Raw genomic sequence first — 16,672 nt, 5'->3', positions numbered from 1 at the left:
TTCTTAAGGTCTAACGAAATTGATGAAACTGCACGCATTCACTGTAACTGTCACAAGCAGATTTATAGTCTAGAATTTGAACATTTTTAACACTAAGCATGTACACTGTTAAACAGTGTACATGCTTTATTTGTCAGCTTACTGTTAGAACTTCCTTAGAACGTTGAGATAGATTAGTATTGTCTAGAGTAGAAGAAGGCGTATTGCTTTTTGTTTGCACAAAGCTTTTGGCAGCTTCAACAATCTCATTTATATGAGGTTTTTCTTCTAGCTCTTTAAGGTACTTTGAGAAAATTTCACAATTTTTGTCGTTCATATAGACCATCATTTTACCAAATCCTGAAGCATCTTTTGAGGATAAAACCATTTCAACTGTTTCATCGTAAAAGGTAAAGGTCATTATTACGCTGCCTTTTATATCATGATATTTTCCATCTTTTATTCGAATTATACCATCTCCGATTTTTAGCGCTCCGTCTAAATCTTGAAGTTCTAGATGGTTCAGCAACTTTGTAGGAATGATAGTACACCCTGCTGGATACTTTATAAAATAGCATTGATTGTCTCTTTTTACTGCAACTTTGTTTATTTCACCATTATCAATACTTTCACTTGCAATTTTCTCTAGGTTTGATAAGTAATCTTCACATCTTTCAATTACATCTTCTGGCAATAATTTTAACACTCTCTCACTTACATAATTACCTTTTGAAACGAGATCACACACTTCTTCCCAAATAGGCTTTAATTTATCTTTGTCATTCCCCTTAATATTGTCATCCTTGTGTATGAGATGGTTAAGTCTACATATCAAGCTATCTAGTATTGCTGATCCTCTTTGGGGATCAAATGGAACACTCAGTATAACCTTTTTCTTTTTTGCATCTCTTATAGATTCTAGAAATCTATTTGCAATCTCTGCCACAGCCTGATCAATAGGCAAGTCTTCTGAATCATTATATATGTTATGAGCATTATGAAACTCTCGCGATATATCTAAAATATTTTTTCGCTCATGTTCGTCAATAAAAGCACTTATTTCTTCTGGATAACCTATCTCTTCCAAAGACCCTTTATGTTGCTCTTTATTTGCACTTGATATTTTTTCTGGTATTAGCATAACTACCCCCATTTTACATAATAAATTTAATATAAAACATACTAACCTTAGGATAAGCACATAATCTATTAAGTCAATAGTTAAAGTGAAAAATTTTGATTATAATCAACTATGTATAAAACATGCTCTTAAACTATGCTGAAAATAGCTATAATAGGCCTTCCAAATGCAGGCAAGTCAACTCTATTTAATAGGCTAGTAAGAAGAAAAGCAGCGGTAGTTAGTGACATTCCAGGAGTAACGAGAGATAGGCGTGAAGGAATTGGAAGAATTAGTGATTTAGAGTTTAAAGTTATAGATACAGGAGGATGGAATGACCAAACCAGTTTTTCACTACAAGTTATTGAACAAATAGAGTTTTCTTTATTAAGCGCAGATGTAATTTTTTTTCTTGTTGATGCAAAAGTGCAAAACGAGCAGAACAAAGAGTTTGCAAAGTGGCTGAAGAGAAAAACGAACAAACCTGTAATACTAATAGCAAACAAATGCGAAAGTCATAAATCGGAAAATGTTGATTATTTGCAGTTCTTCAACTTCATAGGTCCGGTGTATATCTCAGCCGAACATAATCTTGGTATGATTGATCTTTATGATGTATTAGCTGGTGTTATTGAAGATTTTAACAAAAAAACTGAGCTGCCTGAAAGTGAGTCCATTAGACTGAGGATTGCAATCATCGGTCGCCCAAACGTTGGAAAATCAACTTTTTTAAACAGTTTACTTGCAGAAAATAGACTAATAGTAAGCTCAAAACCTGGTACCACGCGTGACTCTGTGGATATTTCATACGACCATAATGGGAAATTAATCACTCTCATCGATACTGCGGGAATCCGCAGAAAGGCAAATGTTGTTGATAACTTAGAATCAAGATTTGTTGAAAAAAGTATAGAGTCAATAAAGCGCTCTCATGTAGTGATTTTAATGCTAGATTCCTTGCTTGGCGTTGAGCAGCAGGATTTATCAATTGCTGAAGCTGCAATTAAAGGGGGGAAGGGAATTATCATTGTTTTAAATAAGTGGGATTTAATAGGTAAGGATGACAGAAGTAAGTTAATAAAATTTGTCAAACAACAGGAAGTGACTCGGTTATTTTTGGAAGTGCCAACTGTAACAATTTCTGCATTGAAAGGTATGCGCTGTGGTGATGTGATAGATAAGTGTCTTGAAGTGAGTGAATCCTTAAACAAGAAGATCAGCACTGCAAAACTGAATAATTGGCTAATAGATGCTGTGGAAAAACATTCTCACCCACTTATAAAAGGTAGAGAGATTAAAATGAAGTATATTGCTCAAATTGGCACCAAACCTCCAGCTTTTTCTTTGGTATGCAACGTCCCGGAAAGTGTTGATGAGAGTTATAAACGTTATTTGACTAATGGTCTTAGAAAAAACTTCTTTGTTGAAGGCGTACCAGTCAGATTGCTTTTGAAAAAGAATAAGAATCCCTATGTAAAGTAGGTAATCTTGTTTTATTAATAATATAGTTTTTTATCTTATTAATATTCTTAATAAGTAAATAATATTACTTAAATAAGTAGTTGATAAATTAATATTATATAGTAAAGTATTAACTTGTTTAGTACTTTTGCTATGAATTATAAAGGACAAGATTTAAGGCCTGGATCTCCACATACTTTCACGGTTGATACACCTTTAGTATTTCAGTGGCTTCCAAGGCAATATGGATACCTGATTCCAGAAAAATATTTGGAGAGATTGAGCGAATGGGCAAAAAGAGAAGATACGCGTGTAGTGAAGTTAGTAATAAATGGATCTGGTTTTACTCCTACGCAACGTAAAGAGTTGGAGAATAAAATATCAAACAGAAAATTTAACCCAAACAAAAATATAGAACTTATAGATTTTAATGAGCTGGATTTAGGAGAGTATGAATTCAGCTTTCACTTACAACCAAATAAGAAAACAGAACTATCTAAATGTCCTTTATACAATGTATCTCAATATTTCAAAGATCTATACTCTATTCCAGAAAGTAAAAGATTATCTTTTGGTGTTGAGATAGACAGTATGCGTATATTTATGTTGTTAGCACTGAAGTCTCCTATGATCTATTTTGATTTTGATATCTTACCTAAAGAAGATAAGAAAGTTGGTGAGATTCAGGCTGTGCATGGCTTTTTGGTTGCTGAAAATGACAGAAAAGGTTATGACTATGATGGTATAGCAAGTATTGAAAATGCTATCATTGCTCTAAGCGATGCTGGTAGAGTAAAAATTATGGAAATTTACAATGAAGTAAAGAATAAGTTTCAAAAAGATTATCCTTTGTTTAAGTTATCAGAACATGAGATTTACAAAATTATGGAAGAGATAGTATATTTCACTCTTTCTAATGACGTTCTTCTTCTTATATCTAGCTATCAAGATTCTAACAAACGTTACAATAGACGTTTGGAAGAAGCAAGATTGCTTATGCAAGAAACATTTGGGTTTAAAACCAATGGAGGAGAAGTTGATATTCAATATGACAATAGCTGGACGAAAAACAAGGATGAATTGTATACTAAAGAAGAGATTGCAAGAATAGATAGTGATACTAGGGTTGTAACTAGTATGCAAACTAAATCAGTATCTAGCTGTGAATACATGCATAGAGGCTAGATAAAAAAGTTATAGAGTGATATGTGTCGCTTTATAATTATATAGAACATTATTAAACAAAAGTTGACTTTTTCGGTTGTTGTGGTAATTCGTTAATTATGTCAGATATAAATAACAGTTCTACAATCTTTTTGCTGTCAAGTGCCGCTGCTCTGATTTTTGCATATGTGCTAGAGTATTTCTTCAATATGCTACCATGCAAGTTATGCATATACGAGCGAGTAGTTTACTATGTTACAGGGCTACTTGCAGTTGCGTACATGTTCAAAGACAACAAAATCCTAATCTATGCGATGTTTTGCAGCTATCTCATTGGTGCAATAATATCTTTTTATCATGTAGGTCTTGAACTCCACTTATTTCATGATGTTTTAGGCTGTACAGAGCAAGCAAGTGGTAACGTTAGCATAGAAGAGCTAAGAAATAATCTATTAAACCCTAACTACTCTCCGTCTTGTGACAGGCCTCATTATATTTTTGGTGTTTCATTAGCAACATGGAATCTTATTTATCTTATAGTAGCCCTGTTTGTATCAGGTAGGATATATTGTAAAGAAAGAAATTTAAGGCACAATTGGTGCAAAAAGTAGCAAGAGTAGATGCTGCATTTGTACACCGCTTAGTTGTCACCCAGTTTCCGCAATTTAAAGATCTGTCTATCTGCCAAATCGTGCCCGGTGGATGGGACAATAGAACATTTCGTCTGGGTGATCACATGCTTGTGCGTATGCCAAGCGCTGCAAAGTATGCAATGCAGGTGGAAAAGGAACAAAAGTGGTTACCCAGGTTGGCACCTTTACTGCCACTTTCAATTCCAAAGCCTTTGGCAATGGGAGAGTCGTGTGAGGGTTACCCATGGCAATGGTCTATTTACCAATGGATTGATGGCAACACCGCTGCATCTGTGCACATAGCAGATCTGAATGACTTTGCAACCAGCCTTGCTCAATTTCTCGCTGCTTTACAACGCATAGATACTACAGATGGGCCTCTTCCCGGACCACATAATTTCTATCGTGGAGGGGTACTAACAACCTATAATGCTGAGACAAAGCAAGCAATTGCCGTTCTAAAAGATAGAATAGATGCCAATGCTGCAATCGAGCTCTGGGAAGCAGCGCTAGCAAGCGCTTGGAAAGGTTTGCCAGTGTGGGTCCATGGTGACGTTAGCGCTGGCAACCTATTGGTGCAAGAAGGAAAATTGAGTGCCGTCATTGATTTTGGAGGATTGGGGATCGGCGATCCCGCTTGCGATCTAATGATTGCTTGGACGCTGCTTAGAGGAGAAAGCCGAAAAATCTTCCGTGCAATGCTTCCGTTGGATGCTAGCACTTGGACTCGTGGCCGTGCCTGGGCTTTATGGAAGGCTCTTGCTGATATTACCACAAACACGAACGCTGTCGAAGCTTGGCACACTATTAATGAAGTGTTTAGAGATTATAAACGCAATTCATAAAGTATATTTGTATGAACATTGTGATTTGAGAGCAATCTCCACTAGAAAGGATGTAATCTCAGTATTGAAATCCAGTTTTTTTATCAAAAAATTTTTTGTATAAGGAAGGTGTCATACTAGTCACAGCTGTACGAACATTGTGATTTGGGCTAAAAAGATGCGAGTAGCCCCTTCGGTGTCATCTTATGTTTTTGTCATCCCAGTGCCCAGATACTGGGATCCAGAACAGGTAATAAGAAGTGCTGGAATGACATCCTGAAATTTTAGCTACAAATATTAAGAAATTTACCAAATAGAAAAAAGGCAAAAGAATCCCCCAGTAGTGAGTTTTAATAATGTAAATTGATAATGTGCTAACAAGCGTGTTTTGGCTGAAGTAGAAAAAATTTAAAAAACATGCAGCCGCTATAATTTTATGTAATTTGCCAATAAATATCTGAGTTTTTTACTGAATTTTGTTGTTAAATCTGCAGAGATTAAAAACAAGGATAAATACTCTTATTGATATAAGAAGAAAAGTGGGAAGGTTTGTCAAGCCGCTTCTATGCACCTGAGCATTGATCATACGGGTTCCATCTGTTATATATAGTCTTTTGCATACGAAGAAAACTGATGAATGAGTATGATATTACAGTTATAGGCAGCGGTCCTGGTGGTTATATAGCAGCAATTAGAGCGGCGCAGCTTGGGTTTAAAACTGCAATTGTTGAAAAGGAAGAAAATTTGGGTGGTATATGCTTAAACTGGGGGTGTATACCAACAAAATCGCTACTTAGAGCATCTGAAATTTATAGATTAATAAGAAGATCAGAAGAATTTGGCATAAAAGTAAAGGATGCAAGTTTTGATATACAATCAATGGTGAAATATTCAAGGAACGTTGTTGGCAAGCTATCAAGTGGTGTTGAGTATTTGATGAAAAAAAATAACATCAAAGTCCATCAAGGCTTCGGTAAACTTGCAGGTAACTATGTTGTAAAAATTCTTAATGATAAGAAGGAGGAGGAAATTTCTTCTAAGCATATCATTTTAGCAACAGGTGTAAGGGCAAGAAATCTTCCTGGAATCGAAGTAGATGGAGATTTAATATGGAATGCGCAGCACGCTATGACTCCAAAGAAGTTACCAAAATCTCTACTAATCATAGGTTCTGGTGCAATAGGAATAGAATTTGCAAGTTTTTATAGTACTTTGGGAGTTGATGTAACAATTATAGAAGTAAAAGACACTATTTTGCCGCTGGAAGATAAAGATATTTCAAATTTAGCACAAGAAATATTCACAAAACAAAGGATAAAAATATATACAAACAGTAGCGTAAAAGCTTTGACTAAAAATAAAGACTTTGCTCAAGTGTTACTAAGTAGTGGTGAGAGCAAAGAATTTGATAGGGTGATTGTTGCAGTTGGCGTGCAAGCAAACACTGAAAATATAGGTTTAGAAAATACAAAAATTAAGTTGAGTCCTTCTGGTTTCATTGAAACGAATGAGTGGTATGAAACAAGTGAATCAAGTGTGTATGCAATAGGTGATGTAGCTGGTCCCCCATGTTTAGCGCATAAAGCAAGTCATGAAGCTGTAATCTGTGTTGAGAAAATTGCCGGTAAAAATGCTCATAAGTTAAAAAAAGAGTGCATACCAAATTGCACTTACTCTCATCCGCAAGTAGCAAGCGTTGGCCTTACTGAGGAACAGGCAATAAAAAGTGGATACGATATAAAAGTAGGAAAATTTCACTCCAACTTTAATGGTAAATCTATTGCACTAAGTGAAACTGAAGGTTTAGTGAAAACAATTATAGACAAAAAAACAGGCGAACTTCTGGGTAGCCACATGATAGGTGCGGAAGTAACAGAGTTAATTAGCAATTTTGCTCTTGCAAAGCAACTAGAAGGAACAGACTTCGACATAAAATCTACGATTTTTCCTCATCCAACCATTTCAGAGATGATACATGAGTCAGTACTTGCTGCAGATGGTGAATCGCTGAATAGTTGAACTAACGTTCTATCGTTTTGGAGCTACAAGTATCCTGATTAGGCGATTCAATTCTAATAGATTGATTACCAATATCAGATTTTTCTAACTTTTCTTTTAACCCTTCAGCTGCTTCTTTCACTTCAAGCTTTTTTTCCTGATTAAGATCCTCTGGGCTTTTTCTTTTACTGTCTAAACCTTGTTGTCTATCAATATTTTTATTGAGTTGTTCTTGCTGAGGTAGATCAACAACTGAGTTAAAAAGAGCTTTTATTATGTTTTTTAATAAACCTCCGCTTCTGCTTTGCTCTTGAGGCTTATTTTTTACGTTAGATTCTTTTTTACTGTCACTATTTTTAGGCATTTTTAACTCAACTATCATAAAGCTTGATAAAATTTTACATGCAAAGTATTAAAAAATAATTAACAATCTATTATCAAATTACTACTTACAGATGACTATTATTCTAGCAACAGGCGGTACAGGTGGGCATGTTTTTCCAGCTATAACCTTAGCAAAAGCACTAAAGGTACAAGGGCACAATTGTATATTATTCAATGATCAAAAAACCATCAATATAGAAAGTTATATTTTACCATTGTGCAAGCCAAGTGGCAACAAATTGAAGTTTCTCTTTTTGTTAATGTATAGTTGTGTATTAGCACTGTATCAAACGAGAAAATTAAAACCAAAGCTAATCATTGGTTTTGGTAGCTACGCTTCTTTTCCAACTCTTCTTGCAGCAAAGATTCTTTCTATACCTATAGTTTTACATGAACAAAACACAGTTTTAGGGAGAGTAAATAGATTCTTTTTCAAGAGTGCAAAATTAATTGCAACTAGCTTTCCAGAGACTAAGTATGCAGAAGGTAGTAAATGCGTTTTTACAGGAAATTTTGTCGATATAGAAGCACAAGGCTATTCTAGAGCTGAAACAGTTTTAAACGTGTTAATAATAGCAGGCAGTCAGGGTGCAAATTTTTTTGATGATGTAGTGAGCAGTGTAATTTGTGATCTACCTGTTGAAGTAAAAGAGAGGATTAGAGTAACGCAGCAATGTACAAAGAAAAATATAAACAAGGTCAAGAGTCTATACAAAAGTGAAGGAATTGATTGTGAGTTAAGTGAGTTTTTCGATGATATGGAAAATAAACTGGCCAATGCTCATTTGGTAATTAGCAGAGCGGGGGCAACTTCAATAGCAGAGATTACTCTTGCTGAGCGTCCTGCTGTATATATTCCTTATCCTCACTCAAAAGATAACCATCAATTTTATAATGCAAAACATATTGAAGATTCGGGAGCAGCTGTAATGGTTGAGCAAAATAGTAACGCGAAAAAGAATCTAGGAGAGTTGCTAGTTGATTTATTGCAAAATTGTCAAAAATTGCGTGATATGGCTAATAATACTAAGAAAACAAGAATAAGGAATGGAGTTACTGAATTTATTAAGGCAATAGCTCAAGAACTTAGTTGACGAATTGCTTTTTCTTCAAATGCATCCCATAGTTCTTTTTCTAGTGATTTACTATACAACTTATTGATATAAACTACTCCCGTAGGCGAAGTTGTGTTAATTTCAAGAAGGAAGTCATCTATAATATCAATACCAACAAATATTAGCCCTCTTTTCTTTAGCTCAGGACCGATTTTATTACATATTTCAGTGTCTCTATCATTCATTTCAATAGATTCAAAACTTGCTCCAAGCCTCATATTTGTTCTGATTTCTCCGCTAGACTTTGGAACTCGCTTCATTACTCCTATTGGCTTTCCATCCAGTAGCAGTATTCTTTTATCTGTATTTATCTTTTTACAAAATGCTTGTGCAATTACAGGACATTCATATTTTGCAATCATGAGATCGACTACCACTTGAATGCTATTTTGGTCTTGTATTCTTATTACGTCATTTCCTCCATAGCTATATAGTGGTTTCAAGATGATATCCTGATAGTCGTGACAAAAATTTCTAATCATCGATATATTTTCAGTGATCAAAGTTGGAGGAATTAGCTCTGGAAATAGTGAAGTAATTAATTTTTCAGGACAGTTTCTTATTTCTGTTGGATTATTTATTACTAACGCAGTAGTCTTTTCTAAGATATAGGTTGTTGTAATGTACCGCATATCAAAAGGTGGGTCCTGCCTGATAAGTATGATATCCATTTCATTCAAATCTATAGTTACATCTTCTTTAGAAGTAAAACCAAAATCATCAACGCTGACTTTCTGAGCAAGAGCAATTGACTGATTTAACTTGAGTGCTAGATTATTAGGAACATAGACAAAAATTTCGTGCTTTCTCCTCTGCGCTTCTTTTATTAATGCAAATGTAGTATCAGTTTCAAAATTTATATTTTCATCCATTTGAAAAGCTACTTTCATTTATCCTCCCTTCCTATTACAATATACTATAGTACCATAAAAGTGTTAATAATGGAGCAAAGTATGGAATTAACAGTAGGAAATAATGCACCTGATTTTAGTTTGCCAACAGATTCTGGCGAAATTTTATCGCTGAGTGAATTTTTTGATAAAAAAAATGTAGTCCTTTATTTTTATCCTAAAGACGATACTCCGGGCTGTACAATGGAGGCAAAAGGCTTTAGAGACAAAATAGAAAATTTCTCTTCTCTTGACACAGTGATAATTGGTGTATCAAAAGATAGCGTTAAGTGCCACGCTAACTTCAAAGCAAAATATTCTTTGCCATTTTCTTTAGTTTCTGATGAAAATGCTGAAATGTTGGAAAAATATGGTGTTTGGGTAGAAAAAAGCATGTTTGGCAAAAAGTATATGGGAATAGAGCGCACTACTTTTTTAATAGATAAAAAAGGTAAAGTAGTGAAGATCTGGAAAAACGTAAAAGTTAGTGGACATGTTGATGAGGTTCTAGAAGAAGTAAGGAGAATATAAATTAAAGAATGACTACCCATTGCTATATAAAAAAACTGAAATTATATAACTTTCGTAGTCATTCAAACTTTGAACTGGATTTAGATGATAGACCAGTTGTAGTAACTGGCAAAAATGGTATTGGAAAAACTAATATACTTGAAGCAATCTCATTGCTTGCTAAAAGCAACGGAATGAAAAAAGCAAAAATCAATGAGATGCAAAATAGGCGCAGTAATGAAAGTTGGGTAGTGTATTATGATTTTTTCAATGGAGCAGAGCTTAACTCAATTGGTATAGGAAAGAATCTTAATAAGAAATTAATACAAATTGATGGGAAAACGCAGTCAAGCTACTCATCTTTGTATAGAATATCTAATGTAATATGGCTAATTCCACAAATGGACTATATTCTTCTTAATTCTCCAAGTGACAGGTTAAAATTTTTAGACCGTATAGTTTCACTATTTGAAGAAAATTACACCTATTGCTACATGAAATATAGAAAAGCTAAGCATGAGCGAAGTAAATTGCTTAGAGAGAATATTTTGGACGAAAGTTGGCTCTCTAGTCTTGAAAACGTCATGGCTACCAATGCAATTGATATTTTACGTATGCGATCATCTGTTTTAAAGATATTACAAGACACAATTGATAACCATTCCTGTAAGCTTTTTCCGAAGGCAAGTTTGAAATTCAGCAGCCAGCTAACTTTGGACGATACTGCAGAATATTTTCAGAATCGTCTAAAGGAAAACAGAGAAAAAGACTCATTAACTGGTAGAGTAACCTTTTCTGTACATAATGATAATTTTTGGGTTTTTTGCCAAAAAGGGGACATGCCAATAAATCTTTGTTCTACTGGAGAGCAAAAGCTATTACTGCTTTCTATCATCTTATCTAGTGTAAAAGCAAGGTGTATTCATTACAATAAAGCACCTCTTCTTCTGCTTGACGATATAATGTCGCATCTGGATAAAGATTACAGAAAGGTGTTAATGGAGGAGGTGTTAAGCATTCAATGTCAAACTTGGATAACCGATGTAAATCAAGATAATTTCAATAACTATCTTTGCTCTTTCAAGTTTTTTGAATTATCAAGTAAATAAATTTCAAGCGTGCTGTCATACATCAAGCTCATATTCGGTATGTAAATCTCTAATTAAAGCCTCAGCGTGTTTTTTTTGAACAACTATACTGATCTTGATTTCGGACATTGTGACAGCAAGTATTTCTATCTTTTTTTCGCTTAAAACCTTGAGTGTGCGGTACATCACTTCAGTGTTAGACATAACACCAATACCAATTATTGAAATTTTAGCTATATTATTGTTTACGACATAATTTTCATTTTTGTTCAATAACTTTTTCATTAAATCAACATCAAATTTAGAAATCAAAAAGCTTGACCCATGTATCATGTCAATTTTAACGTTTGCTCCTGCTATATCTCTTAAAGTATCCAGAGTATTTGCAAAGTTAGTAAAAGTTACAAGAGCTTCGTGAGTGCTATAAGTTATTCCAGTAATTAAGTATCTTTCCAGTACATCTTTTTCGTGTAGTACTGTAGTGCCTTCTACTTCCTCAAAAGTGGATAACACCTGCACCTTAATATTATGCTTCATTGCAAGTTGTACTGAACGATTATGCAATATTTTAGCACCAGATGACGACATCTCCAATATTTCATTGTAAGAGATAGATTTAAGCTTGCGTGCCCTTGGAACAATTTTTGGGTCTGCTGTATATATTCCGTCAATATCAGTAAAAATTTCACAAGTCCTAATACCAAAGACTACAGCAAAGGCAATTGCTGAGATATCAGATCCTCCTCTACCAAAAGTAGTGATTCTATCATCGTGTATACCCTGAAAACCAGCAATGATTGCAGCAGTATAACCCTCAGCAAAAGATCTTTTTACATGGTCAATTTTTATCTTTTTTATTTTAGACTCAGAATAAAAATTATCCGTTACAATTGGTAACTGCCAGGCGAGCCATGATTTAGCATTAACTCCGATAGATTGAAGAGTGATAGCTAATAATGCGCAAGAGATCTGTTCTCCTGCTGAAAGGAGAACATCATACTCTGATAACTCTTGTCTACAATTTAAATTTGAAATTTGCCTAGCTTGAAAAGCCATTTGGTCAGTGAATCCTGCAGCAGCAGATACAACAGCGATTACATTACAACCTTTCTCAATATCATTTTTTATCAGGTTTGCAACTCGATTTAAGTCAGTTAGTGAAGTCCCACCAAATTTTTTTATGATTATTTTGTTCATAGTTACAATAAGGTCAATTTTTCACCTTTCTAGAGAGTACAGTTGTTTAATTAAATGTGTTTTTTCTGGTCACTAATTAAAGTGATATAGGGCTATTCATCTTTATCATTACCAAGTTCTTTTAACATACTGTAGTTGCCTTTTCTAAATTTACCTTTTAAAGATGTAACTCCACTTTCGCTAATTCCACTTAAACTTAATGCTGCTCCACCTAGCTGCAATCCAATTTCAGATGTTTCGGGAATAATTTTACTAGCCCCTAGATCTTTATAAACCTCCACATTATTCAAATCTGGCAAACGTATTATAATATTTACATGCGGAAAATTTGCTGCAACTAGAGAAACTATTTTCTTTATAGTAACTTCGTTCTTTATCGAAACCACAAGAGCTTGAGCTCTTTCTATTCCTACTGATTTTAAAATTTCATATCTTGTAGCATCTCCAAGATATATAGGAAAACTGTCATTTTTTCCTTCTTTTACTATTTTTGATTGAATATCTACAATAACATAACTTAAATGCTCTGCAGTAAGCATTTTTGTTACCATATATCCCACTCTACCAAATCCAGCAACTATTACGTGATTATAAAGGTCTTGTGTGTCTGTTCCGATTGCTTCATCGTCTAGTATTATTTTTTCAGTGCTAAATGAATTTGCTATCCAGTCTCCAATTCCCGATAAAAGAGGAGTAAAAGCCATAGTTACTGTAGTTACCATCATAAGCACTTGAGCGATTTCACTTGATAGTACATCTAATTCATCTGCTAAACGGAATAAAATAAATGCAAATTCACCGCCTTGTGCAAGCAGTAATCCAGCTTGTATTGCAGGTGCACTTCTAAATCCAAAAAATCTACACAATGTATATATAATGGACGTCTTTAAAACGATAAGGATAATTGATAATAAAGTAACGAGTGGTAACTTATTGAGTAAAAGGTCAATATCAATAGACATGCCAACAGTCATAAAGAATAAACCAAGAAATAAGTCTTTAAATGGCAATACTGCATGTTCTACCGAATTCCTGTGTTCTGTTTCTGCAACTAGTAACCCAGCAACAAATGCGCCTAATGCCATTGATAAATGAAATTGTTCAGTAATAAATGCTGATCCTAATATTATCAGAAGTGTTGTTGATATAAAGATTTCATTACTCTCCATTTTGGCAATAACCGAAAACAATGGCCTCAGTAATAACCTACCAGTTACAAATATCAACACCAATGCAATAGCTGCTTGCACTAATGAGCCTGCCAACGAGCTTATTAAGCTGTGTTCAGAATTGCCAGTAAGCAGGGGCACTAGTACTATTAGAGGTACCACTGCAAAGTCCTGCATTAGTAGCACTGCTATTGACAATCTACCAACTTGGCTTGCTTGAGAACCCTTTTCTTGCAGAACCTGCAACACTATTGCTGTTGAGGATAGTGCAAGTCCACCACCAATAACTGCTGCCATGTTTGTATTTACTCCAAAGGCAAGAGCAATGCACCATATTGCTATCATGGTAACTATAACTTGAAGGGAACCAAACCCAAACACATGCCTACGCATAGCGATAAGGCGTTCAAATGTCAATTCAAGACCTATAATGAACAATAGGAAAACTACGCCAAACTCTGCAAAGTTATCCATTACTTCAACTGAATGTATCAGATTAAATCCATGAGAACCAATCAATGCACCTGCAACAAAGTAACCAAGTACTGGGCTAATATTCATTTTCCAAAACGCTATGACTATAAACACAGCAGCAGAGAGTAAAATTATAATATCAAACAAATGCTGAGAGCCGCTGTGCATAATATTTAACCTGTAGAATTAGACCATTTTATTGAACAACCAATGCTTGATTTTTGGTCAACTGGAGGATTGCTAGTTTCTGCAATAAATTTCATGGCTTGAAATAAATCACTACTTCCTACTTCGTAATTTTGAACTTTCTCTTTTTTTGTGTTGTTAAAACGCCCGCGATAGCAGAGGGCTAGTTTGGAATTAAAGCCAAAAAAATCAGGGGTACAAACAGCACCATACTCTTTAGCTACTTCTTGGTTATTGTCAATCAAATATGGAAATGTAAACTGATTTTCCTTGGCAAAATTAATCATGTTTTCAAAGGAGTCTTCTGGGTACTCATTTACATCATTTGGCATGATTGCAACGGTGTTTACCTGATAATCTTTTTTCAACAAATTAACATCGCTTACTAGATTGCTAATAATTGATTGAACGTAAGGACAGTGATTGCATATAAACATTACAATGAGACCATTTTCCCCATAGCAGTCACTTAATGTATAATATTTGTTATCCACTCCCAGGAGATTGAAATTCTTTGCAGTAAAGTCTAAATCTATCTTAGGAGTGTCTAGCGTAACCATAGCTCATAGAGAATTGTATACCATAATTTATGATCTTATTGCTTAAATGTCAAATGGTTTCTATGTACACTGCTTGCATTTAGCATTGTAATTATAAAATTTATGTTCATAACCTTCGAAGGAATAGATGGTTCTGGTAAAACAACACAGTCTGAGTTACTTGCAAATTATTTCAAGCAAATTCACGGTGAAAATAATGTCGTATTGACTAGAGAACCAGGTGGTACTGATTTTGCAGAAAAAATAAGAGGATTACTACTTAAGGATAATATTGATCCTATTTCTGAACTCTTGCTGCTTATCTCGATGAGGCACGAACATATGAAAAAATTAATATTGCCAGCTCTTAAAGAGGGAAAGACAGTTATTTGTGATCGATTTATCGATTCAACTATTGCGTATCAAGGGTATGGACTAGGTGTTGACTTGAGTCTAATAAGAGACTTACACAAATTAGTGGAAATTAAATATCCAGATATCACATTTATTTTAGATATTGATGTTCAAGTTGGACTCAGCAGAGCAAAGGATAAAAATAAGTATGAAGAAATGAGCATTGATTTCTATCATAAAATTCGAAAAGGATTTCAAGAAATAGCTATAAAAGAATCTAATAGATGTAATGTTATTACTGGAATTGAAAAAAAAAGTGATAATCATGTACACAATGAAATTATTGATATTGCAAAGACTTAGCTATACGTATTGAACTTTTGCTAACCTAAACAGTTACTGCATTAACCTGTGGTAAAAAATTATCAATTTTAGGTGACGTTATTTCATACGAAAGACTCTCTTTTTGATTAGCTAAAAAACTTTGTATTTCATTTTTAGGTTTTTCACTTATTGTTCTATATATTCTTGCGCGATTAATTAGCTCATTTCTACTATTCTTATTGCTTACTTCAGTTATGGTAAAAAATTGATCAAAGTGATTTAACAGATCCTCGTCTTTTATCGAGGATGCAACGCTATCAATTTCTCTTACATATAAAGCAAGTTTGTGCGCTTTGATACGATCCTCAAAACAAAGATTAATCAGTATGTTACAAAACTTATTTTTTGTGATATCTCTTGTTTTTGCTAGCAAAGATTCGATCTCGTCTTGGCAACGCACTCTCTTAACTGACTCAGCAGATACCTAGAACATTTTCTATTACAGATTTTTTCTCACAACCAAAAAGAAACGTATAATATCCCATAGACAGAGTCAAGAGAAGGAATATAGCTGGAAGCAAGAATGGAGCAAGTACATTTTGCGATCCAGGAAAGATAAACCAGATAGCAGTTGCTGCTGATACAGCTAAAAATAACCCTGACATAACGAGTTTTATTTTTCTTCTGTATCCGTTATCAATAACCGTATTTACGCCAATAAAAGCCACATCAACCATTGCTCATACCTCACTAAAAGTAATATTAGCTTAATAATAGCATTGTTGTGATAAGAAATCAACATTATGAATATTTTAATTAATTTATAAAATCATCCAACCAAATAGAAAAAAGGCAAAAGAAGTCCCGAATAGCGAGTTTTAATAATTTAAATTGATAATGTACTAACAAGCGTGATTTGGCTAAATGTAGAAAAAATAAAAAAGACATGCAGCCACTATAATTTAATGTAATTCACCAATAAATACCTTAAGTTTTTTACTGAATGTTGCGATTGAGCCTACAGGTCAAAAACAAGCTTTGAGTCAGAAATACCATTGCTATTATAATAAGAGAAATCGCGATGTTTGTACAATTGAAAGATGGTTGCGGGAGTAGGATTTGAACCTACGACCTTCAGGTTATGAGCCTGACGAGCTACCGAGCTGCTCCATCCCGCGTCGTTGCTTATTTATTATTATATGCGTAATAATAATAAATAAAAGAATAAAATCACACTATTACATATATTTATATATCTATTAAC

General features: G+C 34.2%; 17 protein-coding genes and 1 tRNA gene. 9 read left to right on the top strand and 9 right to left on the bottom strand.

The window, feature by feature from the left end:
* Positions 1–133: 133 nt before the first annotated feature.
* Positions 134–1,120, bottom strand: a complete 987-nt coding sequence (locus ACE38P_RS06095; protein ID WP_374699698.1) for a hypothetical protein — start codon at positions 1,118–1,120, stop codon at positions 134–136.
* A 135-nt stretch (positions 1,121–1,255) separates the two neighbouring features.
* Here ACE38P_RS06095 and der point away from each other — a divergent pair, with 135 nt between their 5' ends.
* From der to lpdA, 5 genes are all read left to right on the top strand, one after another.
* On the top strand, positions 1,256–2,581 hold the full coding sequence (gene der / locus ACE38P_RS06090) for a ribosome biogenesis GTPase Der (RefSeq protein ID WP_374699697.1): 1,326 nt from the start codon (positions 1,256–1,258) through the stop codon (positions 2,579–2,581).
* 114 nt (positions 2,582–2,695) lie between these two features.
* Complete coding sequence (locus ACE38P_RS06085) at positions 2,696–3,745, top strand: hypothetical protein (RefSeq protein ID WP_374699696.1); 1,050 nt, start codon at positions 2,696–2,698, stop codon at positions 3,743–3,745.
* Positions 3,746–3,843: 98 nt separating this feature from the next.
* Complete coding sequence (locus ACE38P_RS06080) at positions 3,844–4,335, top strand: disulfide bond formation protein B (protein WP_012481943.1); 492 nt, start codon at positions 3,844–3,846, stop codon at positions 4,333–4,335.
* Positions 4,323–5,201 (top strand): aminoglycoside phosphotransferase family protein, encoded by an 879-nt coding sequence (locus ACE38P_RS06075; protein ID WP_264376007.1) that lies wholly within the window; start codon positions 4,323–4,325, stop codon positions 5,199–5,201. Before ACE38P_RS06080 ends, ACE38P_RS06075 begins: the two co-directional genes overlap by 13 nt.
* A 612-nt stretch (positions 5,202–5,813) precedes the next feature.
* On the top strand, positions 5,814–7,199 hold the full coding sequence (lpdA, locus tag ACE38P_RS06070; RefSeq protein WP_374699695.1) for a dihydrolipoyl dehydrogenase: 1,386 nt from the start codon (positions 5,814–5,816) through the stop codon (positions 7,197–7,199).
* Between the two features lies 1 nt (position 7,200).
* Here lpdA and ACE38P_RS06065 read toward each other — a convergent pair whose 3' ends face one another.
* Positions 7,201–7,560, bottom strand: coding sequence for a hypothetical protein (locus tag ACE38P_RS06065; protein WP_064085903.1), 360 nt, complete (start codon positions 7,558–7,560; stop codon positions 7,201–7,203).
* 73 nt (positions 7,561–7,633) lie between these two features.
* Here ACE38P_RS06065 and ACE38P_RS06060 point away from each other — a divergent pair, with 73 nt between their 5' ends.
* Positions 7,634–8,656, top strand: a complete 1,023-nt coding sequence (locus tag ACE38P_RS06060) for a UDP-N-acetylglucosamine--N-acetylmuramyl-(pentapeptide) pyrophosphoryl-undecaprenol N-acetylglucosamine transferase (RefSeq protein WP_010403780.1) — start codon at positions 7,634–7,636, stop codon at positions 8,654–8,656.
* Here ACE38P_RS06060 and gshB read toward each other — a convergent pair.
* Positions 8,641–9,567, bottom strand: a complete 927-nt coding sequence (gene gshB / locus ACE38P_RS06055) for a glutathione synthase (RefSeq protein WP_264686172.1) — start codon at positions 9,565–9,567, stop codon at positions 8,641–8,643. The two genes, ACE38P_RS06060 and gshB, sit on opposite strands and share 16 nt — an antisense overlap.
* Positions 9,568–9,630: 63 nt before the next feature.
* Between gshB and bcp the strand changes: the two genes are divergently transcribed.
* Entirely contained in the window at positions 9,631–10,098 is a 468-nt protein-coding gene (gene bcp, locus ACE38P_RS06050) for a thioredoxin-dependent thiol peroxidase (protein WP_010403789.1), read from the top strand.
* A gap of 8 nt (positions 10,099–10,106) precedes the next feature.
* A complete protein-coding gene (recF, locus tag ACE38P_RS06045) occupies positions 10,107–11,186 on the top strand; it encodes a DNA replication/repair protein RecF (RefSeq protein ID WP_264336463.1) in 1,080 nt (359 codons plus the stop codon).
* A gap of 15 nt (positions 11,187–11,201) precedes the next feature.
* Here the strand turns inward: recF and ACE38P_RS06040 are convergent, their stop codons facing one another.
* The 3 genes from ACE38P_RS06040 to ACE38P_RS06030 all read right to left on the bottom strand — a co-directional run bounded on the left by ACE38P_RS06040 (position 11,202) and on the right by ACE38P_RS06030 (position 14,751).
* Positions 11,202–12,362, bottom strand: coding sequence for an aspartate kinase (locus tag ACE38P_RS06040; RefSeq protein WP_374699694.1), 1,161 nt, complete (start codon positions 12,360–12,362; stop codon positions 11,202–11,204).
* Between the two features lie 92 nt (positions 12,363–12,454).
* Entirely contained in the window at positions 12,455–14,173 is a 1,719-nt protein-coding gene (locus ACE38P_RS06035) for a monovalent cation:proton antiporter-2 (CPA2) family protein (protein ID WP_374699693.1), read from the bottom strand.
* A 5-nt stretch (positions 14,174–14,178) separates the two neighbouring features.
* The gene (locus ACE38P_RS06030; RefSeq protein WP_064085908.1) at positions 14,179–14,751 is read right to left on the bottom strand and encodes a thioredoxin family protein; all 573 of its coding nucleotides are present in this window, start codon (positions 14,749–14,751) and stop codon (positions 14,179–14,181) included.
* 102 nt (positions 14,752–14,853) lie between these two features.
* Here ACE38P_RS06030 and tmk point away from each other — a divergent pair, with 102 nt between their 5' ends.
* Complete coding sequence (gene tmk, locus ACE38P_RS06025; protein ID WP_010403811.1) at positions 14,854–15,447, top strand: dTMP kinase; 594 nt, start codon at positions 14,854–14,856, stop codon at positions 15,445–15,447.
* 25 nt (positions 15,448–15,472) lie between these two features.
* Here the strand turns inward: tmk and ACE38P_RS06020 are convergent, their stop codons facing one another.
* The 3 genes from ACE38P_RS06020 to ACE38P_RS06010 all read right to left on the bottom strand — a co-directional run bounded on the left by ACE38P_RS06020 (position 15,473) and on the right by ACE38P_RS06010 (position 16,586).
* Entirely contained in the window at positions 15,473–15,868 is a 396-nt protein-coding gene (locus ACE38P_RS06020) for a hypothetical protein (protein WP_264686884.1), read from the bottom strand.
* Positions 15,869–15,881: 13 nt separating this feature from the next.
* Complete coding sequence (locus ACE38P_RS06015; protein WP_374699692.1) at positions 15,882–16,145, bottom strand: hypothetical protein; 264 nt, start codon at positions 16,143–16,145, stop codon at positions 15,882–15,884.
* Between the two features lie 364 nt (positions 16,146–16,509).
* Positions 16,510–16,586: transfer RNA gene (locus tag ACE38P_RS06010), tRNA-Met, on the bottom strand.
* Positions 16,587–16,672: the final 86 nt, after the last annotated feature.

Source organism: Wolbachia endosymbiont (group A) of Limnophora tigrina (assembly GCF_964263225.1).
Taxonomy (GTDB): Bacteria; Pseudomonadota; Alphaproteobacteria; order Rickettsiales; family Anaplasmataceae; genus Wolbachia.
This window is presented reverse-complemented; position numbering and strand designations above follow the sequence as displayed.